Annotated in this window: 29 protein-coding genes; 19 read left to right on the top strand and 10 right to left on the bottom strand. The window is 72.5% G+C overall.

Features of this window, described 5'->3' with window-relative positions; translation table 11 throughout:
• The first annotated feature begins 133 nt into the window (after positions 1-133).
• Positions 134-1,651: a glutamate-cysteine ligase family protein gene (locus ACZ404_RS32835; protein WP_468446315.1), complete on the top strand. Its 1,518-nt coding sequence runs from the start codon at positions 134-136 to the stop codon at positions 1,649-1,651.
• On the opposite strand, the gene ACZ404_RS32830 is transcribed toward ACZ404_RS32835, so the two are convergent.
• On the bottom strand, positions 1,573-2,010 hold the full coding sequence (locus ACZ404_RS32830) for a hypothetical protein (RefSeq protein ID WP_468446313.1): 438 nt from the start codon (positions 2,008-2,010) through the stop codon (positions 1,573-1,575). The two genes, ACZ404_RS32835 and ACZ404_RS32830, sit on opposite strands and share 79 nt — an antisense overlap.
• 118 nt (positions 2,011-2,128) lie before the next feature.
• Here ACZ404_RS32830 and ACZ404_RS32825 point away from each other — a divergent pair, with 118 nt between their 5' ends.
• A complete protein-coding gene (locus ACZ404_RS32825) occupies positions 2,129-2,914 on the top strand; it encodes a CPBP family intramembrane glutamic endopeptidase (protein ID WP_468446311.1) in 786 nt (261 codons plus the stop codon).
• Between the two features lie 16 nt (positions 2,915-2,930).
• Here ACZ404_RS32825 and ACZ404_RS32820 read toward each other — a convergent pair whose 3' ends face one another.
• Positions 2,931-3,743, bottom strand: coding sequence for a PhzF family phenazine biosynthesis protein (locus ACZ404_RS32820; protein WP_468446309.1), 813 nt, complete (start codon positions 3,741-3,743; stop codon positions 2,931-2,933).
• A gap of 181 nt (positions 3,744-3,924) precedes the next feature.
• On the opposite strand from ACZ404_RS32820, the gene ACZ404_RS32815 reads away from it, so the two are divergent.
• Positions 3,925-4,554 carry a PadR family transcriptional regulator gene (locus ACZ404_RS32815; RefSeq protein ID WP_468446307.1) on the top strand — a complete coding sequence of 210 codons (630 nt, stop codon included), beginning with the start codon at positions 3,925-3,927 and terminating at the stop codon, positions 4,552-4,554.
• A 133-nt stretch (positions 4,555-4,687) separates the two neighbouring features.
• On the opposite strand, the gene ACZ404_RS32810 is transcribed toward ACZ404_RS32815, so the two are convergent.
• Entirely contained in the window at positions 4,688-5,116 is a 429-nt protein-coding gene (locus ACZ404_RS32810) for a type II toxin-antitoxin system Rv0910 family toxin (protein ID WP_468446305.1), read from the bottom strand.
• Positions 5,117-5,355: 239 nt separating this feature from the next.
• Here ACZ404_RS32810 and ACZ404_RS32805 point away from each other — a divergent pair, with 239 nt between their 5' ends.
• The 3 genes from ACZ404_RS32805 to ACZ404_RS32795 all read left to right on the top strand — a co-directional run bounded on the left by ACZ404_RS32805 (position 5,356) and on the right by ACZ404_RS32795 (position 8,215).
• Entirely contained in the window at positions 5,356-5,919 is a 564-nt protein-coding gene (locus ACZ404_RS32805; protein WP_468446303.1) for a hypothetical protein, read from the top strand.
• Positions 5,920-6,063: 144 nt separating this feature from the next.
• On the top strand, positions 6,064-7,068 hold the full coding sequence (locus ACZ404_RS32800; protein WP_468446301.1) for an EamA family transporter: 1,005 nt from the start codon (positions 6,064-6,066) through the stop codon (positions 7,066-7,068).
• A gap of 196 nt (positions 7,069-7,264) precedes the next feature.
• Positions 7,265-8,215 carry a DMT family transporter gene (locus tag ACZ404_RS32795; protein ID WP_468446299.1) on the top strand — a complete coding sequence of 317 codons (951 nt, stop codon included), beginning with the start codon at positions 7,265-7,267 and terminating at the stop codon, positions 8,213-8,215.
• Between the two features lie 9 nt (positions 8,216-8,224).
• Here ACZ404_RS32795 and ACZ404_RS32790 read toward each other — a convergent pair whose 3' ends face one another.
• Positions 8,225-8,908 carry a pyridoxamine 5'-phosphate oxidase family protein gene (locus tag ACZ404_RS32790; RefSeq protein WP_468446297.1) on the bottom strand — a complete coding sequence of 228 codons (684 nt, stop codon included), beginning with the start codon at positions 8,906-8,908 and terminating at the stop codon, positions 8,225-8,227.
• A 46-nt stretch (positions 8,909-8,954) separates the two neighbouring features.
• Here ACZ404_RS32790 and ACZ404_RS32785 point away from each other — a divergent pair, with 46 nt between their 5' ends.
• The gene (locus ACZ404_RS32785; RefSeq protein WP_468446295.1) at positions 8,955-10,286 is read left to right on the top strand and encodes an aminotransferase class I/II-fold pyridoxal phosphate-dependent enzyme; all 1,332 of its coding nucleotides are present in this window, start codon (positions 8,955-8,957) and stop codon (positions 10,284-10,286) included.
• A gap of 56 nt (positions 10,287-10,342) precedes the next feature.
• Complete coding sequence (locus tag ACZ404_RS32780) at positions 10,343-10,894, top strand: DinB family protein (protein ID WP_468446293.1); 552 nt, start codon at positions 10,343-10,345, stop codon at positions 10,892-10,894.
• Positions 10,895-10,909: 15 nt separating this feature from the next.
• Here the strand turns inward: ACZ404_RS32780 and ACZ404_RS32775 are convergent, their stop codons facing one another.
• Positions 10,910-11,842, bottom strand: coding sequence for a DMT family transporter (locus tag ACZ404_RS32775; RefSeq protein WP_468446291.1), 933 nt, complete (start codon positions 11,840-11,842; stop codon positions 10,910-10,912).
• 75 nt (positions 11,843-11,917) lie between these two features.
• On the opposite strand from ACZ404_RS32775, the gene ACZ404_RS32770 reads away from it, so the two are divergent.
• Both ACZ404_RS32770 and ACZ404_RS32765 read left to right on the top strand, forming a co-directional pair.
• Entirely contained in the window at positions 11,918-12,853 is a 936-nt protein-coding gene (locus ACZ404_RS32770) for a LysR family transcriptional regulator (protein ID WP_468446289.1), read from the top strand.
• Positions 12,850-13,275 (top strand): hypothetical protein, encoded by a 426-nt coding sequence (locus ACZ404_RS32765; protein WP_468446287.1) that lies wholly within the window; start codon positions 12,850-12,852, stop codon positions 13,273-13,275. Before ACZ404_RS32770 ends, ACZ404_RS32765 begins: the two co-directional genes overlap by 4 nt.
• A 69-nt stretch (positions 13,276-13,344) precedes the next feature.
• On the opposite strand, the gene ACZ404_RS32760 is transcribed toward ACZ404_RS32765, so the two are convergent.
• Positions 13,345-13,815 carry a pyridoxamine 5'-phosphate oxidase family protein gene (locus tag ACZ404_RS32760; RefSeq protein WP_468446285.1) on the bottom strand — a complete coding sequence of 157 codons (471 nt, stop codon included), beginning with the start codon at positions 13,813-13,815 and terminating at the stop codon, positions 13,345-13,347.
• A gap of 149 nt (positions 13,816-13,964) precedes the next feature.
• On the opposite strand from ACZ404_RS32760, the gene ACZ404_RS32755 reads away from it, so the two are divergent.
• Positions 13,965-14,615: a cysteine hydrolase family protein gene (locus ACZ404_RS32755; protein ID WP_468446283.1), complete on the top strand. Its 651-nt coding sequence runs from the start codon at positions 13,965-13,967 to the stop codon at positions 14,613-14,615.
• Here ACZ404_RS32755 and ACZ404_RS32750 read toward each other — a convergent pair.
• Positions 14,602-15,135, bottom strand: coding sequence for a Rieske (2Fe-2S) protein (locus ACZ404_RS32750; RefSeq protein ID WP_468446281.1), 534 nt, complete (start codon positions 15,133-15,135; stop codon positions 14,602-14,604). The genes ACZ404_RS32755 and ACZ404_RS32750 overlap by 14 nt on opposite strands.
• A 173-nt stretch (positions 15,136-15,308) precedes the next feature.
• Here ACZ404_RS32750 and ACZ404_RS32745 point away from each other — a divergent pair, with 173 nt between their 5' ends.
• The 7 genes from ACZ404_RS32745 to ACZ404_RS32715 all read left to right on the top strand — a co-directional run bounded on the left by ACZ404_RS32745 (position 15,309) and on the right by ACZ404_RS32715 (position 21,420).
• Positions 15,309-16,073, top strand: coding sequence for a HipA family kinase (locus tag ACZ404_RS32745; protein WP_468446279.1), 765 nt, complete (start codon positions 15,309-15,311; stop codon positions 16,071-16,073).
• 29 nt (positions 16,074-16,102) lie between these two features.
• Positions 16,103-16,519 carry a DUF3037 domain-containing protein gene (locus ACZ404_RS32740; protein ID WP_468446367.1) on the top strand — a complete coding sequence of 139 codons (417 nt, stop codon included), beginning with the start codon at positions 16,103-16,105 and terminating at the stop codon, positions 16,517-16,519.
• 144 nt (positions 16,520-16,663) lie between these two features.
• Positions 16,664-17,425 carry a 3-oxoacyl-ACP reductase FabG gene (gene fabG, locus ACZ404_RS32735; protein WP_468446277.1) on the top strand — a complete coding sequence of 254 codons (762 nt, stop codon included), beginning with the start codon at positions 16,664-16,666 and terminating at the stop codon, positions 17,423-17,425.
• 11 nt (positions 17,426-17,436) lie between these two features.
• Complete coding sequence (locus ACZ404_RS32730; protein WP_468446275.1) at positions 17,437-18,189, top strand: SDR family oxidoreductase; 753 nt, start codon at positions 17,437-17,439, stop codon at positions 18,187-18,189.
• Positions 18,190-18,389: 200 nt separating this feature from the next.
• Positions 18,390-19,967 carry an ABC transporter substrate-binding protein gene (locus tag ACZ404_RS32725; protein WP_468446273.1) on the top strand — a complete coding sequence of 526 codons (1,578 nt, stop codon included), beginning with the start codon at positions 18,390-18,392 and terminating at the stop codon, positions 19,965-19,967.
• 98 nt (positions 19,968-20,065) lie between these two features.
• A complete protein-coding gene (gene ung / locus ACZ404_RS32720; protein WP_468446271.1) occupies positions 20,066-20,749 on the top strand; it encodes a uracil-DNA glycosylase in 684 nt (227 codons plus the stop codon).
• Positions 20,750-20,898: 149 nt separating this feature from the next.
• On the top strand, positions 20,899-21,420 hold the full coding sequence (locus ACZ404_RS32715; RefSeq protein WP_468446365.1) for a hypothetical protein: 522 nt from the start codon (positions 20,899-20,901) through the stop codon (positions 21,418-21,420).
• 21 nt (positions 21,421-21,441) lie between these two features.
• On the opposite strand, the gene ACZ404_RS32710 is transcribed toward ACZ404_RS32715, so the two are convergent.
• Together ACZ404_RS32710 and ACZ404_RS32705 are read right to left on the bottom strand one after the other, a co-directional pair.
• Positions 21,442-21,915, bottom strand: coding sequence for a hypothetical protein (locus ACZ404_RS32710; protein WP_468446269.1), 474 nt, complete (start codon positions 21,913-21,915; stop codon positions 21,442-21,444).
• A 114-nt stretch (positions 21,916-22,029) separates the two neighbouring features.
• Complete coding sequence (locus tag ACZ404_RS32705; RefSeq protein WP_468446267.1) at positions 22,030-22,542, bottom strand: DinB family protein; 513 nt, start codon at positions 22,540-22,542, stop codon at positions 22,030-22,032.
• 291 nt (positions 22,543-22,833) lie between these two features.
• On the opposite strand from ACZ404_RS32705, the gene ACZ404_RS32700 reads away from it, so the two are divergent.
• Positions 22,834-23,745 (top strand): Gfo/Idh/MocA family protein, encoded by a 912-nt coding sequence (locus ACZ404_RS32700; RefSeq protein WP_468446265.1) that lies wholly within the window; start codon positions 22,834-22,836, stop codon positions 23,743-23,745.
• On the opposite strand, the gene lnt is transcribed toward ACZ404_RS32700, so the two are convergent.
• Complete coding sequence (gene lnt / locus ACZ404_RS32695) at positions 23,663-25,237, bottom strand: apolipoprotein N-acyltransferase (protein ID WP_468446263.1); 1,575 nt, start codon at positions 25,235-25,237, stop codon at positions 23,663-23,665. The two genes, ACZ404_RS32700 and lnt, sit on opposite strands and share 83 nt — an antisense overlap.
• Positions 25,238-25,255 lie beyond the last annotated feature (18 nt).

Here is a 25,255-nt window from a genome sequence, read left to right as displayed (position 1 = left end):
AATATTACGACAGAGTAGCGGGCGCCGAGCCCGCGCGGGACGTTATCGATCGCTTCCGCTGGGCATCATCCCACCTGACCCGGGACCCCGGCGGCCGGATCAGCGGCCCGCCCATCCGAGGAGGGACACTTCGATGGGGGAGAAGGTCGTGGCAGGGCAGTTCGACCTGTCCGATCGCCAGCGCTACCGCGAAAAGCTCCAGAAGTGCCTGGCGGGACTCGAGCGGCTGCTGGGCGAGAAGCGGTTCGACCGGGCCAAGAACCTCATGGGCCTGGAGATCGAATTGAATCTCGCCGGTTCCGACGGGCTGCCGAAAATGCTGAACGGGCAGGTGCTGGAGCGCATCGCGAGCCGCGATTTCCAAACAGAACTCGCCATGTTCAACCTGGAAGTCAACATAGCGCCACACCGGTTGGGCGGCCGGGTATTCGACCGGCTCGCCGAGGAACTGCGCACCTCACTGGCGTATGCGGACCGGAAGGCCGGCGAGGTGGACGCCGGCATCGTGATGATCGGCATCCTGCCCACGCTCGGCCGTGACGACCTGGTCTCCTCCAACCTCTCGGCGGTGGACCGCTACACCCTGCTCAACGATCAGATCGTCACCGCCCGGGGTGAGGACTTCCTGCTGGACATCGACGGGGTGGAGCACCTCAGGTGCACCTCCAAGTCGATCGTGCCCGAGGCCGCGTGCACCTCCGTACAGCTGCACCTGCAGGTCACCCCGGCCCGCTTCGCGGACGTGTGGAACGCCGCGCAGGCCGCCTGCGCCGCGCAGATCGCGGTCGGGGCCAACTCACCGTTCCTGTTCGGGCACGAGCTGTGGCGCGAGTCCCGGCCGCCGCTGTTCCTGCAGGCCACCGACACCAGGCCACCGGAACTGCAGGCGCAGGGGGTACGGCCGCGCACCTGGTTCGGTGAGCGCTGGGTCAGCTCCGCGTTCGACCTGTTCGAGGAGAACCTGCGCTACTTCCCGGCGCTGCTGCCGATCTGCGACGAGGAGGAGCCGCTGGAGGTCCTGGACGCCGGGGGCATCCCCCGGCTCGCCGAGCTGGTCCTGCACAACGGGACGGTGTACCGCTGGAACCGGCCGGTCTACGACATCGCGGACGGGGTCCCGCACCTGCGGGTGGAGAACCGGGTGCTGCCGGCCGGCCCGACCATCACCGACGTGATCGCCAACGCGGCCTTCTACTACGGCCTGGTGCGCGCCCTTGCCGAGGAATCGCGCCCGGTCTGGAGCCGGCTGCCGTTCGAGGCGGCCGAGGCCAACTTCGACGCGGCGTGCCGGCACGGCATCGACGCGCGGTTCGTCTGGCCGCGGCGGGGGCGGTACGGCGGGACCGGCGAGGTCGACGCGGTCACCCTGGTCCGCGACGAGCTGTTGCCGCTGGCCTCGGCGGGGCTGGACGCGTGGGGCGTCGAACCGGCCGACCGCGACCTCTACCTGGGCGTCATCGAGGAGCGCTGCCGCCGCCGCGTCAACGGTGCCTCCTGGCAGGCGGCCACCTTCCACCGTGCCCTCGAAACGGGCCTCACCCGTGAGGCGGCCCTCGCCGCCACCACCCGCCGCTACGCCGAACTGATGCACGTCGGCGAACCGGTCCACACCTGGCCGGTGGGTCTGCCGGAGGCGGTACCGCTGGGCTGAGGCAGGGGGAGCCGGCCGGGCCTACGCATCGCGCCGGCCGCCGGCCGCCGTCCGGCGGCCGGCGCGGTGGAACGCGGCGGAGCGGCGCCGGGGGCCTGTGCGGCCTCCGGCCCGGGCACGAACACGCTCAGCCGATACGTGGTGGGCCGGGTCAGGAGCCCGCAGAAGGTGTCGAGGCGAATGTTCGCCCGGTCGATCTGCCGCTCCGAGGTCCGCAGCCGGTGGAGGCGGGCGCGCCACTCCGACTCGCCCTGGGTCTCGAGGACCACTTCCCGGCGGCCGCCCTCGGAGGACGGCCGGGCGGCTGCTCGCTGCCTGTCGTCCCGTTGCCGGCGTCCGCTCTTCCGCTTCGCTGCCATCGGCCCGGCATCGTGGCCCCGCCCGGCCGGAGCAAGAGCGGCAAACCCCTCCCGGGCAAGCGCCTCCCGGGTTCATCCGGCATGCTGTGTGCTCGCACGGGGTGGATCGAGGGCAGGAGTGGCGTCGGTGGCTGAGGCGTGGCCGAGGGAGTTCTCGCGACGGATCTTCCGGGACGAGACGCTGCTCGTGCTCGGGCTCTCGCTCGGGGCGAGCGGCGTGTCCGCGCTGATCAGCTTCGTCGGGTCGGTGACCAAGCCGGGTGGGCTCAAGGACCAGGCCGCCACCCTCAACGCCTCGGCGGCGCCGGGCCGCCCCTGGCTCGACCTGGCCTGGCAGCTCTTCGGCATCGCCACCGCCCTGATCCCCGTGGCCCTCGTCGCCCACCTGCTGCTGCGCGAGGGCCAGAGCCTGCGCACCCTCGGCTTCGACCGCACCCGGCCGTGGTCCGACCTCGGCCGGGGCGCCGCGATCGCGGCCGTGATCGGCAGCACCGGCATCGCCTTCTACCTGGCGGCCCGCGGCCTCGGCTTCAACCTCACCGTGGTCCCCGAGGCCCTGCCCGGCGTGTGGTGGAAGTACCCCGTGCTCATCCTGTCCGCGCTGCAGAACGCGATCCTCGAGGAGGTCATCGTCGTCGGGTACCTGCTGCGCAGGCTGGGTCAGCTGGGCTGGACCCCGGGGACCGCGCTGGTGGCCAGCGCGGTCCTGCGCGGCTCGTACCACCTCTACCAGGGCATCGGCGGCTTCCTCGGCAACATGGTGATGGGCGTGGTCTTCGTCTGGCTCTACCGCCGTTGGGGTCGGGTCGGCCCCCTGGTCGTCGCGCACTCGCTGCTCGACATCGGCGCGTTCGTCGGCTACGCCCTGCTCGCCGGGAAGGTCGGCTGGCTCCCGACGGCCTGAGGACCGGCCGGCCCGCTCAGGCCAGCAGCTCGCCGTCGATCACCGTCACCGCGCGCCCGGTCAGCAGCGTGCGGTCGCCGCGCAGCCCGGTGCGGACCAGGCCGCCGCGGCGCGAGGCCTGCAGACCCGTGAGATCGTCCCGGCCGAGGCGGGCGGACCAGTGCGGGGCCAGCGCGGTGTGGGCGCTGCCGGTGACCGCGTCCTCGTCGATGCCCAGCCGGGGGAAGAAGCAGCGCGAGACGTAGTCGTGGCCCCGGGACGGGTCATCGGCGCGCGCGGTGGCGATGACGCCCCGTGAGGAGTGCGCGGCGAGGGCCCTGTGGTCGGGGGCGAGCCCGAGGACCGTCTGCTCGTCGGCCAGCTCGACGAGCAGATCACCGACGTCGGGACCGGTGTCGTACACGGCGACCGGGTCGGCGCCGAGCGCCTTGCCGAGCCCGGGCGGGGGCTCGGCCGGCGTGAGCGGTGCCGTAGGGAAGTCCAGGGTGATCCAGCCGTCCGCGCCGGGCGTGGCGACGAGCACCCCGCTGCGGGTGGCGAACCGCACGGGCCCCTCGTGGGCGCCGGTGGTGTGCAGGACGTGGGCGGTCGCGAGGGTGGCGTGCCCGCACATCGCGACCTCGGCGACGGGGGTGAACCAGCGCAGCGCCCAGTCCGCCTCGCCGCCCTCGGGCAGTCGGTGGGCGAACGCCGTCTCGGCGTGGTTGACCTCCAGGGCCACGTTCTGCAGCCGGTCGTCCGGCGGGAAGGAGTCGTCCAGGAGGACGACTCCGGCCGGGTTGCCGGCGAAGGGGCGGTCGGTGAAGGCGTCGACGATTCGGATACGCATGCCGCAGACGCTAGGGCCACCCGGAGGCCTCTGACCAAGGCCAATCGACGAGATCTGGCCCGGCCGCCGCCCGCTTCTCCCCAGGGGCTTGTCGCGCGATCGGTTCCGATATATCGTTGAGCCATCGCGTAAGACACGCGAGTGAAACGCAATAGATCAACGATGGAATGGAGTGATCCGCATGCGTACGCACGGATTCGAGCGTGGACACGGTCACGAGGGCCCGGGCCGGCACGGCTGGGGCGCGTTCGGTGGCTTCGAGGGGCGGCGGGCCGCTTTCGGTCCCTTCGGTCCCGGCGGGCCGGCATGGGGTCCCGGCGGCCCCGGGTTCGGGCCGTGGGGGCCGCGAGGACGCGGAGGTCCGCGGGGGCGGGCGCGGCGCGGTGATGTGCGCGCCTCGATCCTGGCCCTGCTCAAGGAACGGCCCATGCACGGCTACGAGATGATCCAGGAGATCGCCGAACGCAGCGGCGGCGCGTGGAAGCCCAGCCCCGGCTCGGTCTACCCCACGCTCCAGCTGCTGGAGGACGAGGGTCTGATCGCCAGCGAGAGCGAGGGCGGCAAGAAGCTGTTCTCCCTCACCGACAGCGGCCGCGCCGCCGCCGAGGAAGGCGCGGACGCCCCCTGGGAGGATGCCTCGCGGGGAGTCGACTGGGAGGCCCTTGGTGAGATCCAGCAGGCCGGCTTCGGTCTGATGCAGGCCTTCGGGCAGGTCTGGAGCACCGGAAGCAAGGAGCAGCGCGAGAAGGCGCTGACCGTGCTCAACGAGGCCCGCAAGAAGCTGTACCTCATCCTCGCCGACGAGCACTGAGACGCACTGACGAGGACCGAGGCGCGCTGACGCGTCCTGGCGGCCGCCGAGGCGCACGGAGGTCTGCGGCGACGAAGGCGCCCCGCGGAGTCCCGCGGGGCGCCTTCCCGTGTCCGCGACGCGTACCCGCGTTTCAGGCCACCAGCCCGTCCAGCTTCCGCAGCGACTCGTTCAGGGCGGCCGTCGCCGAGTCCTTGAGCCTGCCGGCCATCAGGGACACCGCCGCGCCGGTGAACTCGCCGTCGATGCGGACCGTGGTGGCGTCGCCGTCGGGGGTGAGGGTGTAGCGGGTGGCGACCGTCACCGCCATCGGGCCCTTGCCCCGGATGGCGAACACCCGGGCCGGCTCGACTTCCTCGATCGTCCAGTCGACCTCCGCCGGGAAGCCCATCAGCTTCATGTTCTCCTGAAAGGTCCCGCCGACCGCCAGGGTCTCCGGGCCGCCCTTGGGGAAGCTGGTGTGGGTCGCGTTCCACTCGCCGTACGACGGCCAGTCGGTGAGCTGGGCCCACACCTTCTCGGCCGGCGCCTGGATGCGTGCCTCCGCGCTGACTTCGGCCATGCGACCACCCCTTCATGTCGGGCTACGGTGTCGCGGAACGTAGCCGCAGGGTCTCGAACATTCAATACTGATGAACCGTCAGGAAGTGTGGGGGGTCCGGCACCGCCTCCGGCGCCGGAACCGTCTGATCTCCTCCTTGAGGATGAGATGCCGGCCGGCGGCGTCCACTCTCCGTGGGACGCGCACATGGTTCCCCTCGCGGATGACGCGGGCCCCGTGGGTCTGATGGGGTGGGGGACGTGCAACCCGGTACAGCCCACCAGCCCGTCCACGACCAGGGCGGACTGCGCACGGACGACGATGCCTGGCTCGGCGCCGAACCGGCAGCGGTGGTCGCCGGTGCCCGCCGCCGGGCGGTGCGGGACGGAGACCGCCACACCGACACCGCCCATCTCCTGCACTCCCTCCTGGAACACGACGCCGAGGTCCGTGCCGCCGTCGGCGGAGCGTCGCAACTCGTCCGGCTGTTCGGCTACCTCGTGCAGCGCAGCATCGGCTACGGGCTGCGCTGGCAGGGCAGCGTGGAGGACTCCGGCGCGCTCCCCGTCGTACCCCCTCCCGCCCGGCACGGCGGTGCCCCGGGCGACACCGCGGGCTGGTCGCCCGTCGCGGTCGCCGCCCTGGAGGACGCCGGCCGGCGTGCCCGGCAGCGCGGTGCGACCGGTGTCGAGGGCACCGATCTGCTCGCCGCGCTCGTCGCGGACCCGCACTCCCGGGCCGTCGAGGTGCTCGAGCGCGCCGGGATCGCCATCGGCGAGCTGCGCGCCCGGATCGAGTCCCGCGCGGCGGAGTCCCTGTCTTGACGAAGGCCTGAAGAACGCCTGAAGAGCGCGGCGAAGCACGCACCGAAGAACGCCGTCGCCGCGTCCACCGCCGAGGTGCACCCCTGTCCATCTCCTGAGACAGGTGTCAATGGGGGTGACGCTCCTGTCGCCGCCTGTCATCATGTGCCGGTGCGTACGGTTGAGAGCAGTCGGGGCAGCCACGGCAAGGGCGTCGGGCTCGGCCTCGCCCTGGTGTCCGCGCTGGCCTTCGGCGGATCCGGGGTGGCGGCCAAGCCGCTGATCGAGGCGGGGCTCGACCCGCTCCACGTGGTGTGGCTGCGGGTGACCGGCGCCGCCCTGGTCATGCTGCCGCTCGCCGTGCGGCACCGCGCGCTGCTGCGCCGCCGGCCCGCGCTGCTCGTCGGGTTCGGGCTGCTCGCCGTCGCCGGTGTCCAGGCCTGCTACTTCGCCGCCCTCTCCCGCATCCCGGTCGGCGTGGCGCTGCTCGTCGAGTACCTGGCGCCGGCGCTCGTGCTCGGCTGGGTGCGGTTCGTGCAGCGGCGGCCCGTGACACGTGCCGCCGCGCTCGGTGTGGTGCTCGCGGCCGGCGGGCTCGCCTGTGTGGTGGAGGTCTGGTCGGGGCTCCGCTTCGACCTGCTCGGCCTGCTGCTCGCGCTCGGCGCCGCCTGCTGCCAGGTCGGCTACTTCGTCCTGTCCGACCAGGGCAGCGACAGCGGTGACCAGGCACCGGACCCCCTCGGCGTGATCGCCTACGGCCTGCTCGTCGGCGCCGCCGTGCTGACCGTCGTGGCCCGCCCGTGGGGCATGGACTGGGCCGTGCTGACCGGCTCGGCACGGATGAACGGCACCACGGTTCCGGCGCTCGCCCTGCTGGCCTGGATCGTCCTGGTCGCCACGGTCGTCGCGTACACCACCGGCGTGCTGTCCGTGCGGCGGCTGTCCCCGCAGGTCGCCGGTGTCGTCGCCTGCCTGGAGGCGGTCGTCGCGACCGTACTGGCCTGGGTGCTGCTCGGCGAGCACCTGTCCGCACCCCAGGTGCTGGGCGGCGCGGTCGTCCTCGTGGGTGCGTTCATCGCCCAGTCCGCCACGCCCGCCAAGGGCTCCACGGAGCCGGTGGCCGCCGGGGGCGCGGAAAGGGAGTTGTCGGCCCGGGGCACGGCTGCCTAAGGTGCGGATCATGCCGTCGAACGCACTCGTCCTGCCGCCCCCGGCCGCCTGAGGCGGGCCTCCGGGAAGAACACGCCCCGCGCCTGGCGCCGGGCGGGACGGTGCTGCCCGCAGACGAAGTCCGCGCGGCCCCGCTGAGGCGGGCCGCATCCCGAACTTCCGCACTCCCTCAGTGCGCTTCTGCGGAGAAACTCTCGTGTCGAACTCTGCCGTCGGCCTGCCCGTCGGGCGCGGCCTGCTCTATCTGATCGTCACCGGTGCCACCTGGGGCACCGCGGGCGCCGCCGCCTCCCTGGTCTACCGGACCGGGGACATGGGCGCCTTCAGCCTCTCCTTCTGGCGGTGCGCCGCCGGACTCGTCCTGCTGGTGGCGGGCCGCCTGCTGCGCTCCCGGCTCCGCCCGGCCGCCACCGCCGCCTCCGGACCGCTGCGCCGCAGGGCCGGCCAGGCCGTCGCCACGGGGCTCTGCCTGGCCGTGTTCCAGACGGCCTACTTCGCGGCCGTGGCCTCGACCGGACTCGCCGTGGCCACGGTGGTCGCCCTCGGCGCCGGTCCCGTCCTCATCGCGCTCGGCGCCCGGCTCACCATGGGGGAGCGGCTCGGCAGGGGCGGGCTGCTCGCGGTCACCGGAGCCCTGGCCGGGCTGGTGGTGCTCACCCTCGGCGGCTCGCAGGCCACCGTACGACCGCTGGGCGTCCTCTGCGCCCTGCTGTCGGCGGCGGGTTATGGCGCCATGACCCTGCTGACCCGCCGGTGGGGCCGGGACGGCGGCGCCGACGCCTCCGGCACCACCATCGGCGCCTTCGCGGTCACCGCCCTGTGCCTGCTGCCGTTCGCCCTGGCCGAGGGCCTGTACCCGCACACCGGCCACCCGGTGCGGCTGCTGGTGCTGCTCGCGTACATCGCGTCGGTCCCGACGGCCCTCGCATACGGCCTCTACTTCGCGGGAGCGGCCGTCGTACGGTCCGCCACCGTGTCCGTGATCATGCTCCTGGAGCCGGTCACCGCGGCCCTGCTCGCCGTTGTGCTGCTCGGCGAGCACCTCACCGCGGCCACGGTGACGGGCACCCTGCTGATGCTCGGCGCGGTCGCGGGCCTGGCGCTGAGCGAGGCCCGACAGCGCCGGCCGGTCTCGGCGACCACCTGACCGGCCGGGTCACCGCGCCGTCAGGTACTCCGGGAGGGCGATTCCGGGCGCCAGGTCGGTGTTGGGGACCGGGGCGTCGTAGCCCTTGCGGAGCGGGACCACTCCTGCCCAGTGCGGCAGGGACAGGTCCTCGGGCTCGTCGTTGGCGCCGCCGGTGCGGACCTTCGCCGAGACCTCGTCGAGGTCGAGGCGGATGACCGCGGTGGCGGCCAGCTCCTTCTTGTTCGCGGGCCGGGAGTCGGCGGCCCGGCCCGGTACGACGTGGTCCACCAGCGCGTCCAGGGCCAGCCGCCGCTCCTCGGGGTCGGTGACCTCGTGCGCGACGCCGTGCACCACCACGGAGCGGTAGTTGATCGAGTGGTGGAAGGCGGACCGGGCCAGCACCAGACCGTCGACATGCGTGACCGTCAGGCACACCGGCAGGCCCGGGGCGGCCTGGCCCGTCATCCGCAGCGGCCGCGAACCCGTGGACCCGTGGACGTAGAGCCGTTCGCCGACCCGGCCGTACAGCGTCGGCAGCACCACCGGGGCGCCGTCCCGGACGAAGCCGAGGTGGCAGACGTAACCCTCGTCGAGTATCGCGTGCACCAGGTCCTTGTCGTACGACGCCCGGTCGGCGGACCGCGTGGGCACGGTGCGGTCGGTCGGCGTGTAGGCGGCGGGCCGGGGCGGCGAGTCCTGGGTCCCCTGCATGGCGTTCTCCCTTGCATTCCTATTGCACTAGTGCATAATAAAGTTTGTGCTAGGAGAGTATCGGATCCAGGGCCGGGGCGCAGCCGAGATCGCGGCCAGCGTCGAGCGCGCCGTCGGCACCGGTGAGCTGCAACCGGGCCAACCGCTGCCGCCCATGCGGGAGTTGGCGGACCTGCTCGGGGTGAACCCGAACACGGTTGCGGCCGCCTACCGCACCCTGCGCGAGCGGGGGGTGATCGAGACGGCGGGGCGCCGGGGGAGCAGGGTCCGGCCCAAGCCGGCCACGACCGGCCGCGAGCAGATCCGGGTGGATGTGCCGGAGGGGGTGCGCGACCTGGCCGACGGCAACCCGGACCCCGCGCTCCTGCCGCCCCTGGCCGAGGCGTTCGCGGCGGCCGCCGCCCTGAGCGACCGCGCACCCGTGCGGTACGGGGACGACCCCGTCGAACCGGAACTGGCGCGCCTCGCCCGGGCCGCCCTGGACGCCGACGCGGTGCCGGACGGTCCCGTCGAGGTGGCCTCCGGCTCGCTCGACGTCGTGGAGCGGGTCCTCGCGGCCCACCTCAAGCCCCAGGACGCGGTCGCGGTGGAGGATCCCGGGTGGGGCAGCCTGCTGGACCTGGTCCCCGCGCTCGGGCTGCGCACGGTCCCCGTCGGTGTCGACGACCAGGGGCCCCGCCCCGAGGACGTGGAGCGGGCACTGGACTCCGGCGCACGCGCCCTGATCGTCACCGACCGCGCGCAGAACCCGACCGGCGCCGCCCTGACCCCCACACGCGCGCGTGCCCTGCGGGCCGTGCTGCGGGAGCGCCCCGAGACGCTGCTGATCGAGGACGACCACGGCCACGGCATCGTCGACGTCCCCCTGCACCCGCTCGCCGGGACCACCCGGCACTGGGCCTTCGTGCGGTCCGTCGCCAAGGCCTGGGGCCCGGATCTGCGCCTGGCGGTGTTCACGGGGGACGCCGTGACCGTCGACCGGGTGCGCGGACGGCAGCGGCTGGGCCCCGGCTGGGTGAGCAGACTCCTGCAGCGGGCCGTGGTGCGGCTGTGGTCCGACGGCGCGGTGGACACGCGCGCGGTGGCCGCCTCGTACGGCGCCCGCCGGGACGGGCTGATCGCGGCCCTGGCCGAGCGGGGCGTCCCCGCGTACGGCCGGACGGGCATGAACGTCTGGGTCCCGGTGCCCGACGAGACCGGCGCCGTCGCCCGCCTGCTGCACGGCGGCTGGGCGGTCGCTCCGGGGGCCCGGTTCCGCCTGGCGTCACCGCCGGGTGTCCGCATCACCGTCTCGACGCTGACCCCGGAGGACGTCACCGCCCTCGCCGCGGCGGTGGCGGCGGCGGTGCGCCCGACACCGGCGCGGACGTACGTCTAGGCGCCGTGCGGAAACCGCGGTTTCGGGGAAGGCCACCGGGAGCCCATGATGCGGGCATGAAGATTCCCGACCGACGGATCGAACTGTTCACCGGCGCCGGCAGTGAGGACCGGTTCGGCGGCCCAGCGACCGGTGACGAACGGAGCATGCTCGTCGCCGTGCTGGCCGCCCAGCGCGCCACCCTCAGGATGAAGTGCGCCGGACTGGGTCCGCAGGTGGCGCTGCGGTCCGTGTCCCCGTCCTCGCTCTCCCTGCTCGGTCTGGTCCGTCACCTCGCCGACGTGGAACGCCGCTGGTTCCGGGCGGTGCTCGCCGGGCAGGACGTCGAACTGCGCTTCTCCTCCGCGGACGCTCCCGAGGGCGACTTCGACGGCGCCGATCCCGACCCCGAGGTCGTCGCGGACTCCTGGGCGGCCTGGCAGGCCGAGGTCGCCTTCGCGCAGGCGTTCGTCGCCGAGGCTCCGCACCTCGACATCGAGGGCCATGACGCCTGGCGGGGCACGGTCTCGCTGCGCTGGGTGCTCATCCACATGATCGAGGAGTACGCCCGGCACAACGGACACGCCGACCTGATCCGCGAACGCATCGACGGAGCGGTCGGCGTGTGAGTTCGGGCGGCCGGATCACACCTTCTTCGGCCTGATCTGCGTCAGCGCCGCCCCGGCGAGAACGATCACCGCGCCCACCGGCGTGGTCCAGCGCAGCGACTCCCCGAGAATCGCCACGCCCGCCGCGGTGGCGATGACCGGGATGAAGTAGGTGACCATCTGCGCCGTGGTGGGCCCGACCTCGGCGACCAGCCCGTACTGGAGGAGAACCGCCAGCCCGGTCCCGAGCGCGCCCAGCGCGGCGACCGCCAGCAGCGGGACCAGGGAGAAGTGCGCGGGCACGGACGTGAACAGGGGCGTGACCACGGCCAGTTGGACCGTCGCCAGCAGCAACTGCGCGCCCGTCATGGACAGATGCGAGTTGCCGGTGCCGGCCAGCGTACGGCGGACGTAGATCCACCCCACCGGATAGCTCAGCGAGGCCAGCAGCGCCATGGCGGTGCCCCTCGCGTCGAGTCCGTGGAACCCCTGCCAGGCCCCCAGCACGGTGAGCACGCCGAGGAAGCCCAGACCGAGGCCGGCGACGCGGACCCGGGTCGGCCGGTCCTCGGACAGGGCGACCAGGGAGAGCGCCATGCCCCACAGCGGCGAGGTGGCGTTGCAGATGCCGGCCAGGGTGGACGGGATGGTCAGCTCGGAGTAGGCGAAGAGGGAGAACGGCAGGGCGTTCAGGAAGAGCGCGGCGACCGTCATGTGGCCCCACAGCCGCGTCCCGCGCGGGAGCCGCTCCCGCTTCACGGCCATCGCCGCCGCCAGGACCGCCGTGCCGAAGGCCAGCCGGCCCAGGGTGACCTGGAAGGGCGCGTAGCTCTCGGTGCCCACCTTGATCAGCAGGAAGCTGAAGCCCCAGATCAGCGAGAGGGCGCCGAAGCGCAGGCGCCAGTCGAGGCGGGGGCGTGGGCGGGCGGGGGCGGATGACTCGGTCCGGGTCGCGGTGACGGTGCTCATGCCGTCCACGATGCGCGAGAAGAACCTTGTAGCACAATCGAGATTTCACACCCGATATCTCGTAGGGTTGCTTACATGTTGAACCTGGAGCGCCTGCGTACCCTGGACGCCCTCGCCCGGCACGGCTCGGTCAGCGCCGCCGCCGACGCGCTGCACGTCACCACGTCGGCCGTGTCCCAGCAGCTGGGCAAGCTGGAGCGGGAGGTCGGCCAGCAGCTGCTCGCCAAGAACGGGCGGGGCGTGCGGCTCACCGACGCCGGGCGGCTGCTGTCCGAGCACGCGGCCCGCATCCTCTCCCAGGTCGAGCTCGCCCAGTCCGATCTGGAGGCGCAGCGCGGCCAGGTCGTCGGCGAGCTGCGGCTCTCCGCCTTCCCGACCGCCGCCCGGGGTCTGTTCCCGGCCGCGCTGGCCGCCCTGCGCGCCGAGCATCCCGGGCTGCGGGTGCGCTCCAGCGAGCTGGAACCGGAGAACGGCATCGCCGGCGTCGTCCGCGGCGACCTCGACCTCGCGGTCGTCCTGGACTGGTACAACAAGCCGATGCCGGTGCCCGACGGCCTGGTCAAGGCTCCGCTGCTCGACGATCCGGCCGATGTCGCGATGCCCGCCGGGCACCGGCTCGCGGGCCGGGACGAGGTGGACCTCGCCGAATTCGCCGAGGACGAGTGGATCACCTGGGGCGAGGGCGAGTTCTGCCACGAGTGGCTGATGTTCACGCTCCGCTCGAAGGGCATCGAGCCCATCGTGGGTCACCGCGCCGCCGAGACCCACACCCAGCTCGGGCTCGTCGCCGCCGGCCTCGGCGTGTGCATCGCACCCCTGCTGGGCCGCCACCCGGTGCCCCCGGGCATCGTCACGATCCCGCTCCGGCAGCGGGTGCGGCGGCACGTCTACGTGGTCTGGCGCGCGGACGCCGACCGCCGCCCCTCGATCCGCGCGGCGGTCGACGCCCTGCGCGCGGCCACCCGGCAGCTCGTCCCGGCCCAGGGCTCTCGTTCCCAAGACCCTGGATGATCGATTCCAAGCACACCGCCAGGAGGAATCCAGTGCCATACCCGCACCTGCTCACCCCCGAGGAGAAGCTCGCCGACGCGAAAAAGCTGTTGAGCCTGCCGCGTATCGTCGTGATCTGCGGCTCCACCCGCTTCATGAGCGAGATGAACGAGGCCGATCTGCGGGAGACCGCAGCCGGAAAGATCGTCGTCAAGCCGGGCTGCGACATGAAGTCGCCGCACGAACTCTGGTCCGATCCTGACGAGGCCCAGGCGCTGAAGGCTCGACTCGACGATCTGCACCGGGCGAAGATCCGGCTCGCTGATGAGGTGCTCGTAGTCGGCGACTACATCGGAGACAGCACCCGAGCCGAAATCGCCTACGCGCGGTCACTGGGCAAGGCCGTGCGGTTCACGCACCCCGAAGTCGACCCTGACGCCTGACCGTCTCGCGGTGGGCTTCGGTCGCCGCCCACCGCACACCCTGCGCAGGCATCCCTGGGAATTGATCCTCTAGCCGGCCGCCAGTTTCCGGAAGTCCCAGGAGACGATCTTCTCCGGGGTGAGCTGCACCCAGGCGTGGCGGCCGTCGTGCGGCATCTCGTCCAGGCCGAAGTTCTTGCGGGCGAACAGCGTCTCCGCCGTGTCGAGTTCCGCGCACAACTCACCGGTGCGCGGCGCCTCGCCGACGAACTCCACCCGCCCGGACAGCTCGACGCCGCGCAACTGGTCGTACTCCTCGCCCGAGTCGATCACCACCGCGACCCGCGGGTCGCGGCGCAGCTGGCTCCAGCGCCTGCTGCGCACCACCGAGTACAGCCACAGCGAGGTGCCGTCCCAGGCGAACCACAGCGCGCTCACGTGCGGTGTGCCGTCCGCCGAGACGGTGGCGACCCGGCAGGTGCGCTGACTGGTCAGGAATGCATCCAGCTCGCCGGGCGTCATCATGATCTTCCGGCCCCGGCGCTGCTGCGTGACGGTCATACGGCCCCCTCTTCTCCCACGTCGTGCCAGAGAACGTCCGTGTGCGGCCGATCCTCTGACATCACGTCAGAAAAGGGAACGGGTCGGCTTCCGCCCGCTCACCGATGTGGTTACTCTCACCGCCCCGCATCCCGTCGAAAGGGGGCGCCATGCCGTCGCACGAGGAGCTCGACGCACTGCTCGATCCCGCCGGCACGGTCCTGCTGACCGTGGAGTGCCAGCAGGGCGTGGTCGGCCCGGACGGCGCGCTGCCCGAACTCGCCCACCAGGCCCGCGCCTCCGGAGCCCTGAGCAACGTGGCCCTGCTGGTCGCGGCCGCGCACGACTGCGGCGTGCAGGTGATCCACGCGCTCGCCGAGCGCCGCCCGGACGGCCGGGGGGCCAGCCGCAACGCCCGCCTCTTCCGTGCCGCCGAACGCCTCCCCGTCCAGCAGCTGGCCGGCACCCCGGCGGTGCGCGTCGCGCCGCCGATCGAGGTCACCGACGCGGACCTGGTCGTACGACGGCTGCACGGCCTGTCCCCGGTCCAGGGCACCGAGGTCGACGCGCTGCTGCGCAACCTCGGCTGCCGCATCCTGGTCGTCACCGGGGTCTCGGCGAACGTGGCGATCCCCAACGCGGTGTTCGACGCCGTCAACCGCGGCTACACCGCGGTCGTCCCGGCCGACGCCATCGCGGGCGTGCCCGCCGACTACACCCGGGAGATGGTCCGCAACACCCTCGCCCTGGTCGCCACGATCACCTCCACGCAGGAGGTGCTCCGCTGTCTCCGGCAACCCGACCGGCTCAGGCCAGCTTGATCTCGTCGCCGGAGACGGTGATGTTCTCGGCGGCCAGCGGCTTGGTCGCGGGACCCTGCTTGACGCTGCCGTCCGCGACGGAGAAGTGGCTGTTGTGGCACGGGCAGACGATCACACCGTCGGCGACGCTGCCCACCGCACAGCCCAGGTGCGTGCACTTGGCGGAGAACGCCTTGTAGGTGCCCGCCGTCGGCTGCGTGACCACCACTCCCTTGTCCTTGAAGATCTTGCCGCCGCCCTCAGGGATCTCCGAGGTCTTGGCGAGGGCCGTGCCCCCGGCCGAGCCGCCCGAGGACGTGGAGCCGGTGTCCTGCGAGGCACCGGTGGAGCCGGCCGAACCGGCGGACGCGTTCCCGGTGGAGCCGGTCGAGCCCGAGGAACCGGACCCGGTGGAGACGCTGTTCGAGTCGTCGCTCGAACCGCAGGCGGTCAGCGCGGCGGCGAGCCCGGCCGCTCCGGCCGCCGCCACGACGGTACGGCGGGCCGGTCCCGATGCGGGCTGGAGCGAGGCGCTGGTCATGTGGGGATTCCCCTTCCGCGGAGCTCTTCGTGATCCGTCCAGGGGTACGGCCCTCGGGCAGCACCTGTTCAGACGGCACCCGGATCCTTGCCGCCCCGGCATCGGACGGCCGTGGACCACGGCTGTCGTTCCGCTGTCGGCGGTGCCCGCCCGGGCCCCAGTAACCTGGGGCGATGCTCAAGGAAGTCACCGCGACGCGGTACATCACGCCCCTGCGTGAGGGCGGCTCGCTGCCGGGACTCGTCGAGGCCGACGACTTCGGGACGTACGTCATCAAATTCACCGGCGCCGGCCAGGGCCGCAAGACGCTCGTCGCCGAGGTCGTCTGCGGTGAACTGGCCCGCCGGCTCGGATTCCGGATGCCCCGCCTGGTCACCGTGCGGCTGGACGCCGTCCTCGGGCTGGGCGAACCCGAGCAGCAGGTGCAGGACCTGCTGAAGTCCAGCGGCGGCACCAACCTCGGCATGGACTTCCTCTCCGGCGCCCTCGGCTACGACCCGCTCGCCTTCCCCGTCCGCGCCGAGGAGGCCGGGCGGATCGTCTGGTTCGACGCGCTGGTCAACAACGTCGACCGCTCCTGGCGCAACCCCAACCTCCTCGTGCACCGCGGGGAGTTGTGGCTCATCGACCATGGTGCCACCATGATCTGGCACCACAACTGGCCCTCCGCCGAGGCCTCCGCCGCCCGTCCCTACGACGCCTCCGACCACGCCCTCGCCCGGTTCGCCCCGGACGTCGCGGCAGCCGCGGCCACGCTCGCGCCGCTGGTCACCGAGGAGCTGCTGGCCGAGGTCACCGCCGAGATCCCGGACGCCTGGCTGGACGGCGAGCCCGGCTTCGACACCCCGGACGACCTCCGCCGCAGTTACGCGCGCCCGCTGCTCGCGCGGGCCGCCGTCATCCACGAACGCATCACCGGCATCGAGGGGGCCAAGTGAGCGACAGCCGTATCAACGTGGCCGGCCACCTGACCGAGCGCCACATCACCCGGGCGGGCCAGGGCGGCGACCGGGACGTGTTCGAGTACGCCGTGCTGCGCGTCGTACCGCGCGTGGAGCGGGGTGAGTGCATCAACGCGGGGGTGATCCTCTACTGCCGCGCCCAGGGCTACGTCGGCGCCCGCACCCATCTGGACGAGGCCCGGCTGCTCGCGCTCGACCCCGACGCCGACGTGGCCGGGGTGCGGGCCGCGCTCGGAGCCGTGGAGCGGGTGTGCGCGGGCGGGGAGGAGGCCGGGCAGGCGGCCCGGGACGACGCCGGGCGGCGCTTTCGCTGGCTGATCGCGCCCCGCTCCACCGTCGTCCAGCCCGGCCCGGTGCACACCGGACTGACCATCGACCCGGCCGCCGAGACGGAGCGTCTGCTGGACGTCCTGGTGAGGTAATGGATCACACAGCCCGGTGTCCCGTTGACACCGGGTGCCAGGGCTTCTAGCGTCACCTCTGCTGAAGGTACTAAGCGGTCGCTCACCGCACGGAAGGCTCCCTCGGAGCCGCACAGGTTCTCTCAAGGGCGAGGAGAAGCAGCAATGTCCACCACTGAACAGCGGGTCGCTGTCGTCACGGGCGCGGCGCGCGGCATCGGCGCCGCCACCGCCGTACGACTGGCCGCCGAGGGCCGCGCGGTCGCCGTGATCGACCTCGACGAGGCCGCCTGCAAGGACACCGTCGAGAAGATCACCGCGGCAGGCGGCAAGGCCATCGCGGTCGGCGCCGACGTCTCCGACGAGGCGCAGGTCGAGGCGGCCGTCGCCCGGATCGTCGAGGAGCTGGGCGCCCCGACGATCCTCGTCAACAACGCGGGCGTGCTGCGCGACAACCTGCTGTTCAAGATGAGCGTCTCGGACTGGGACACCGTCCTGAACGTGCACCTGCGCGGCTCGTTCCTGATGACCAAGGCCGTCCAGAAGCACATGGTCGACGCCGGCTTCGGCCGCATCGTCAACCTGTCCTCCTCCTCGGCCCTGGGCAACCGCGGCCAGGCCAACTACTCCGCCGCCAAGGCCGGTCTGCAGGGCTTCACCAAGACCCTCGCCATCGAGCTGGGCAAGTTCGGCATCACCGCCAACGCCGTCGCCCCCGGCTTCATCGCCACCGAGATGACCAAGGCCACCGCCGACCGCGTCGGCATGGGCTTCGAGGACTTCAAGAAGGCCGCCGCCACGCAGATCCCGGTGCAGCGCGTCGGCGAGCCCGAGGACATCGCCAACGCGATCGCGTTCTTCACCGGCGAGGCGGCCGGCTTCGTCTCCGGCCAGGTGCTGTACGTCGCCGGCGGACCGCTGAACTAGGAATCGGGACCATGACTGAACTCTCCGGCAAGGTCGCGCTCGTCACGGGCGCCAGCCGCGGCATCGGCTACGGCGTCGCCGAGGCGCTCGTCGCCCGCGGCGACCGCGTGTGCATCACCGGCCGCAACGAGGACGCACTGAAGGAGGCCGTCGAGAAGCTCGGCTCCGACCGGGTCATCGGCGTCGCGGGCAAGGCCCACGACCTCGGCCACCAGAGCGAGGCCGTCGAGCGCACCATGGAGGCCTTCGGCCGCCTCGACTTCCTGGTCAACAACGCCGGCACCAACCCGGTCTTCGGCCCCATGGCCGACCTCGACCTGGATGTCGCCCGCAAGGTGTTCGAGACCAACGTCATCTCGGCGCTCGGCTTCGCGCAGAAGACCTGGCACGCGTGGCAGAAGGACAACGGCGGCGCGATCGTCAACATCGCCTCCGTCGCGGGCCTCGCCCCCTCGCCGTTCATCGGAGCCTACGGCGTCAGCAAGGCCGCGATGATCAACCTGACCCAGCAGCTCGCGCACGAGTTCGCGCCGAAGGTGCGGGTCAACGCGATCGCCCCGGCCGTCGTCAAGACCAAGTTCGCCCAGGCGCTCTACGAGGGCCGGGAGGCCGAGGCCGCCGCCTCCTACCCGCTCGCCCGACTCGGCGTGCCCTCCGACATCGGCGGGGCCGCCGCCTTCCTCACCTCCGTGCAGTCGGACTGGATCACCGGCCAGACGCTCGTGGTGGACGGCGGCATCTTCCTCAACGCGGGCGTCGGCTGACCGCCGGCGTCGGGTCGTCCCGTTCGGGCGCCGTTTCCCCGCGAAACGGCGCCCGAAACGCTCCGCACGTCACCCACAGTGGACTGACAACGTCGTCATAGCCAATCGATCAAGAAGTCCTGCTCCGGGGACGGTTCCGGGGCCCGCACGCTGCGGTAAGGTCTGCCGACCCTTGGTATGGCAGATCGAGGAGCGTGCGCGTGTTCAACCGGAACCGATTCCTGCGGAGAGTCGCGGCGATCGCGTCCATATCCCTGGTGGCCGGCTGCAGTCTGCTGTCCGACTCGGACTCCGGCAGCAGCGGCCCGATCGTCGTGGGGACCACCAGCGCTCCCAGCACCCTGGACCCGGCCGGGGCCTGGGACGGTTCCTGGGAGCTGTACCGGAACATCTTCCAGACGCTCCTGGCCTACCCCAACGGCGCCACCACACCCCAGCCCGACGCCGCCGAGAGCTGCTCCTTCACCGACTCCAGCAGCCGTACCTACCGCTGCAAGCTGCGCGAGGGCCTGAAGTTCGCCGACGGCGACCCGCTGAACGCCGAGGCCGTCCGGCACTCCATCAACCGCATCCGCACCATCAACGCCCGCAGCGGCCCGGCCGGACTGCTCGGCAGCCTGGACCGCATCGAGACGTCCGGCGACCGCGAGGTGATCTTCCACCTCAACCAGTCCGACGCCACCTTCCCGTTCGTGCTGGCCACCCCGGCCATGGCGATCGTCGACCCCGACGACTACCCCGCGAACTCCTTGCGCAAGGACACCAAGGTCTTCGGCTCCGGGCCGTACGAGCTGCAGTCCTACGAGGAGGGCAAGCAGGCGGTCCTGGTCCGCAACGACAGCTACAAGGGCTTCGCCGACCGGCAGAACGGCGCGGTGACCATCCGCTACTTCCAGGACTCCGCCAGCATGGTCAAGGCGCTGCGGGACAAGCAGATCGACGTCACCTACCGCGGGCTCGCCGCCGACGACATCATCACCCTGCAGCAGCACGGCACCAGCGACCTGCAGCTCGTGGACGGCGCCGGCACCGACATCAGCTACCTGGTGTTCAATCCCAAGGACCCCTGGGCCAAGCAGCCCGCCGTGCGCAAGGCCGTCGCCCAGCTCGTGGACCGGGGCGCCATCGCGCACAAGGTGTACAAGGACACCGTGGACCCGCTGTACTCGATGGTCCCCAAGGGCCTGACCGGCCACACCACCGCCTTCTTCGACGACTTCGGCGAGCCGAGCGTGTCCAAGGCGCGCAAGATCCTCTCGGCCGCGAACATCACCCAGAAGGTGCCGCTCACCCTCTGGTACACCACCGACCGCTACGGCTCGGAGACGGCCCTGATGTTCCGGGAGCTGAAGCAGGAGCTGGAGGACTCCGGGCTGTTCACGGTCACCCTCAAGAGCCGGCCCTGGAAGACGTACGTGGTCGGCTACCAGAACGGCGAGTACCCGGTGTTCGGACGCGGCTGGTTCCCGGACTTCCCCGACGCGGACAACTTCATCGCGCCGTTCGTCGGCGAGCACAACGCCCTCGGCACGCCCTACCCGTCCAAGGACATCACCTCGGTGCTGCTGCCGCGCTCGCGTGCGCAGAGCGACCGCGCGCAGGTGGTCAAGGACATGGAGCAGGCCCAGTGGATCATGGAGCGCGACGCGCGGCTGATCCCGCTGTGGCAGGGACGGCAGTACATCGCTGCCAGCGACGACATCTCCGGGGGCGAGCAGGCCCTGGACCCGTCGACGATCATGATGATGTGGGAGCTGCACCGCAAGACCAGCTGGTGAACCGGCCGTCCGTCAGCGGTTGTCAGTGGTCGCCTGTAGGTTCTGAGACCTGGAAGTGACCGCACGCCGTAATTGATCGACACCGTGAGGACGTTGACGTGACCGACATCGCCATGCTGCCCGAGTCCTGGCGCGGGGTTCTGGGCGACGAGCTGCAGCAGCCCTACTTCAAGGAGCTGACCGAGTTCGTCGAGGAGGAGCGGGCGAACGGGGCCGTCTACCCGCCGCGCGAGGAGGTCTTCGCGGCGCTGGACGCCACGCCGTACGAGCGGGTGAAGGTGCTCATCCTCGGCCAGGACCCGTACCACGGGGAGGGCCAGGGGCACGGCCTGTGCTTCTCGGTCCGCCCGGGCGTGAAGACCCCGCCCTCCCTGCGGAACATCTACAAGGAGATGCAGGCGGAGCTGGGACTGCCCGTGCCGGACAACGGCTATCTGATGCCGTGGGCCGAGCAGGGGGTGCTGCTGCTGAACGCGGTGCTCACGGTGCGGGCCGGTGAGGCGAACTCGCACAAGGGCAAGGGATGGGAGAAGTTCACCGACGCCGTCATCCGCGCGGTGGCCTCCCGTCCGGACCCGGCGGTCTTCGTCCTGTGGGGCAACTACGCGCAGAAGAAGCTTCCCCTGATCGACGAGACCCGGCACGTCGTCGTCAAGGGTGCCCATCCCTCCCCGCTGTCCGCCAAGAAGTTCTTCGGCTCCCGCCCCTTCACCCAGATCAACGAGGCAGTGGCCCAGCAGGGCCACACCCCGATCGACTGGCGCATCCCGAACCTGACCTGAGCGGCGCCCCCACGGCGGGGAGACGGCGGCGTTGCCCACCCCCGCCGTGCCGTGTCGTACGGAGTCGCCTGCCCCGGATCGGTGGGGGTTGCGGTTAGCGTCGGGGGAGGTGGTCGGGGAGCCGGCCGATCTACCGTCCGGAGGGCGTGGTGGCGGAGCGACAGGAGCAGGCGGCGCCGGATGCGGTGCTGACGCGGATCGGGCAGGTCGTGATGCTGCACCACGGCGGCGACCGTGAGGAGGCCCGGCGCCGGTTCCTGGAACTCTGGGCGGAGATGGGGGAGACCGGAGATCCGCTGCACCGGTGCACGCTGGCGCACTACCTGGCCGACACCCAGGACGACCCCGGGGACGAACTGGCCTGGGACCTGCGGGCCCTGTCGGCGGCGGAGGAGCTGAGCGACGGGCGGCCGGGAGCCGACCCCGCGGCGGTGCGCGGTTTCTATCCCTCCTTGCACCTCAACCTCGCCGCCGACTATCTGAAGCTGGGCCGCGCCGAGGCCGCCCGCACCCACCTCACCCGGGCCCGCAGCGCGGCCGGCGCACTCGCCGACGACGGCTACGGCGACGGTGTACGGGCGGCGATCAGCCGACTGGAGCTGCGGCTGCGGGACGGCGGGGCGACGGAGGGCGACGGGTGGGGGCCGCCCCGGCAGCGCCCCACCGGGTAGCCGCCGGGCCGCCGGGGCTGGTCAGTGGCCGTAGGTGCGCTCGCAGATCACCGTCTCCGGGCTGTCCTTCCGCCAGCCCCCGTACTTCCGGCCCAGCGCGCACACGTCCGGGGCACCGGACACCGGCCGGGAGAGGTCCGGCGGCTCCGCGCGCCGGTGTGGAGGATGCTCACGGTGCGGCTGGGAGCGAGGAGCGGCGCGCGGGGCCGGCGGCCGGTGCGGAGCCGCCGACGGCGCCGCCGTGCGATGCGCCGGCTCGCGGTGCGGGGCCGGGTGCGGGTGCCGGGACGGCCCGACCATCTCCAGTGCCTCCCGCGCCGGCGCCTGCACGGCCCGCGGTCGCGCACTGCCGTCCGGCCGGGGCGCGGCCGGCTGCGAGGGCACGGTGTCCGGCGGGGGTCCCGGGGCCGCCGGGCGGTCAACCGTCACACAGCCGGAGAGGGCCGCGACGGCCACGGTGACCAGGAGCGCTGCGGTGGTCGTCGTTCGATGCACCCACGCAACTCTGCTGATCCGCCCCGGCGTTGGCACCGCACACCCGAGTTTGCGCCCCCCGCACGGGTGATCACGTGCCCCGTACGGAGGGTTCCGGCGCCCCGAGGCTGACGTTCAGTCGCCGGTGGCGCCGTCGATCCGCTCGCGGACGAGGTCCGCGTGGCCGTTGTGGCGGGCGTACTCCTCGATCATGTGGGTGTAGATCCAGCGGAGGCTGAACGGCTCGTCGGTGAAGCGGCTCCGCCCCTTGGAAAGGTCGTCGAGCCCGAAACCGGCCGCGTGCCGCCGGGCGGTCTCGATCTCCGCCTGCCAGGTGCCGTACGCCTCCTGCCAGGTGTCCCCCTCGGTGAGATGGAACTCGCCGTCCGGGTCCTCCTCGGTGCCGTAGATCGGCCCGGGGTCGTCCCCGACCAGTACCTTGCGGAACCAGGCCCGCTCCACCTCGGCCATGTGCCGCACCAGGCCCATCAGGGACAGCTCGGACGGCGGCACGGACGCGGTCCGCAACTGCTCGTCGGTCAGGCCCTCGCACTTCCAGGCCAGCGTCTCGCGGTGGTAGTCCAGCCAGCCCTCCAGCATGGCGCGTTCGCCGGCGGTCTGGGCGGGCTCGTGGCGTCCGGTCGTCATGCCCCGCATCCTCGCACCCCCGTCAGACCCGCCACCAGCGGGTTTTCAGGCACCCGGCATCCCCTGCGGGGACCCTGCACCGCATCGGGGACCGGCGCGCCCCGATTCCCGCCGTCCTCGCCGCCGCCCGGCTCCCGCGCACCACCGCGATGGACCGCCGGCCGGTGCGGGTCGCCCGGGTCGACATGGCCGGCCGCGACGTGGGGCCCCGCTCGGAGCGGAGCCGAGCGCGGGGGAGGCCCGCGTATGCTTCCGGCAGGGCATCCGCAGGCAACCGGTAGGGGAGAGCGCGTGAAGGTCGGCTGCATCGGACTCGGCGACATCGCGCAGAAGGCGTACCTGCCCGTGCTCGCCGTGCAGCCCGGGATCGACCTCCACCTGCAGACCCGGACGCCCGCGACCCTCGACCGGGTCGCCGACGCCCTGCACCTGCCCGCCGAGCGGCGGCACACGACCTTGGACTCCCTGCTCGCCGCGGGCCTCGACGCCGCCTTCGTGCACGCGCCCACCGCCGTCCACCCCGAGATCGTCACCCGGCTGCTCGACGCGGGCGTACCGACGTACGTGGACAAGCCGCTCGCCCATGAACTCGCCGACTCCGCACGCCTGGTGAGGCTGGCCGAGGAGCGCGGCACCTCCCTCTTCGTCGGCTTCAACCGGCGCTACGCGCCCGCGTACGCGCAGTGCGCCGACCACCCGCGCGAGCTGATCCTCCTGCAGAAGAACCGGGTCGGACTGCCCGAGGAGCCGCGCTCGATGATCCTCGACGACTTCATCCACGTCGTCGACACCCTGCGGTTCCTGGTACCGGGCCCCGTCGAGGACGTCACCGTGCGCGCCCGCACGCAGGGCGGCCTGCTGCACCACGTCGTGCTGCAGCTCTCCGGGGACGGCTTCACCGCGCTCGGCGTGATGAACCGGCTCAGCGGCTCGGCCGAGGAGATCCTCGAGGTCTCCGGGCAGGACACCAAGCGTCAGGTGATCAACCTCGCCGAGGTCGTCGACCACAAGGGCCAGCCGACGGTGCGGCGGCGCGGCGACTGGGTGCCGGTGGCCCGGCAGCGCGGCATCGAACAGGCGGTCCTCGCCTTCCTCGACGCCGTGCGCGCAGGCAAGGTGCTCAGCGCCCGGGACGCGCTGGCGACTCACGAACTGTGCGAGCGGGTCGTACGAGCGGTTCTCGGCCCGACCGCCGCAGCCTGAGCGCCCGCGCCCCCTCGGTCACGCACAGCGCGGCCAGGATCAGCAGCGCGCCGTGCACCGGCCAGTCGCCGAAGCGGACGTACGGCGTCACCCCCTGCGCCAGCGGTACGTCGTACACGCGGGCGGTGCTCGCGTCGGTGCCGAGCCAGGGGCCGAGGCGCTCCCCGGCCGGCCCGTAGACGGCCGAGACGCCGGTCAGGGTCGCGTGCACCATCGGGCGGCCGGTCTCCGCGGCCCGCAGCGCCGCCAGCGAGGCGTGCTGCTCGGGGGCCCAGCTCCCCTGGAAGGTGGAGGTGGACGACTGGCCGAGGAGCACGTCGGCGCCGTCCGCGGCGAGGTGGCGGCTCATGTCCGGGAACGCGGTCTCGAAGCAGACCAGCGGGCCGACCCGCAGCCCGTGCCCGACGTTCATCACCACCTGCTCGGTGCCGCGCCGCCGGTTCTCGGCGGCAGCCTTGCCCATCGAAGTGACCCAGCCCAGCACGGAACGGGCCGGGATGTACTCGCCGAACGGGATGAGCCGCATCTTGTCGTAGCGCTGACCGGTGAGCCCGTCGGGGCCGACGAGCACGGAGCTCTTGTAGATGCCGGGCCGGTCGGAGCGGCGCGCGTCCACGTTCACCAGCACGTCGGCGCCGGTCTGCCGGGACAGCGCGGCGATCCGGCCGGCCAGGTCGGGCCGGTCCCCCAGATCGAAGCCGACGCTGGACTCGCCCCACACCACCAGGTCGACGCCCTGCCCGGCGAGCCGCCGGGTCAGCTGCTCCTCGCGGTCGAACCGCTTCACGGGGCTGTCACGCCCGTCCACGATCCCCGGCTGGACCACGGCGATCCGCACCCGCCCGGCCACGTCCGGGCGCGGGGCCCACGCCCAGGCGGCGGAGGCCGCCACGGCGGTGGTGACCAGGGAGGCCACGGCCGGCAGGCGCGAGGCGCGCACGGACACCAGCACCGCCACCGCCACGTTGACGGCCACCACCAGGAAGCTGAGCAGCCACACCCCGCCGACCGAGGCCAGCCGCAGCGCCGGCCCCACCTGCCACTGGCTGGATCCCAGCATCCCCCAGGGCCCGCCGAGCCCCTGCCAGGAGCGGACCAGTTCCACCATCAGCCACGCCGACGGCAGCAGCAGCAGTCCGGCCGCGCACCGCCCCGGCGAGGGTGTCCCGCCGAGGAACCTGCGGGTCAGCCATCCCCAGGGCGCCCACAGAACGCTCAGCAGCCCGGCTATCAGGAAGATGAACACGTGCAGGCTCGGCAGCAGCCAGTGGTGCACGGCCACCATGAACCCGAAACCGCCGCACCATCCGTCGTAGGCGGCCCGTTTGCCGGTCGGCGCCGAGCGGGCCAGCAGGATCCACGGGACCAGGGCGACGTACGCGAACCACCACAGCGCGGGCGCCGGGAACGCGAACACGGGCAGGGCACCCGCGAGGGCGGCGGCACCCGAGCGCCGCCACGGGGAGGTCAGCCAGCGGTCGATCGTCCTCATACGGAGTCTCCCTACCCA

Source organism: Streptomyces sp. NPDC030798 (genome assembly GCF_055572275.1).
Note: the sequence above shows the minus strand (reverse complement) of the source record. Positions and strands in the feature narration are given on the sequence as shown.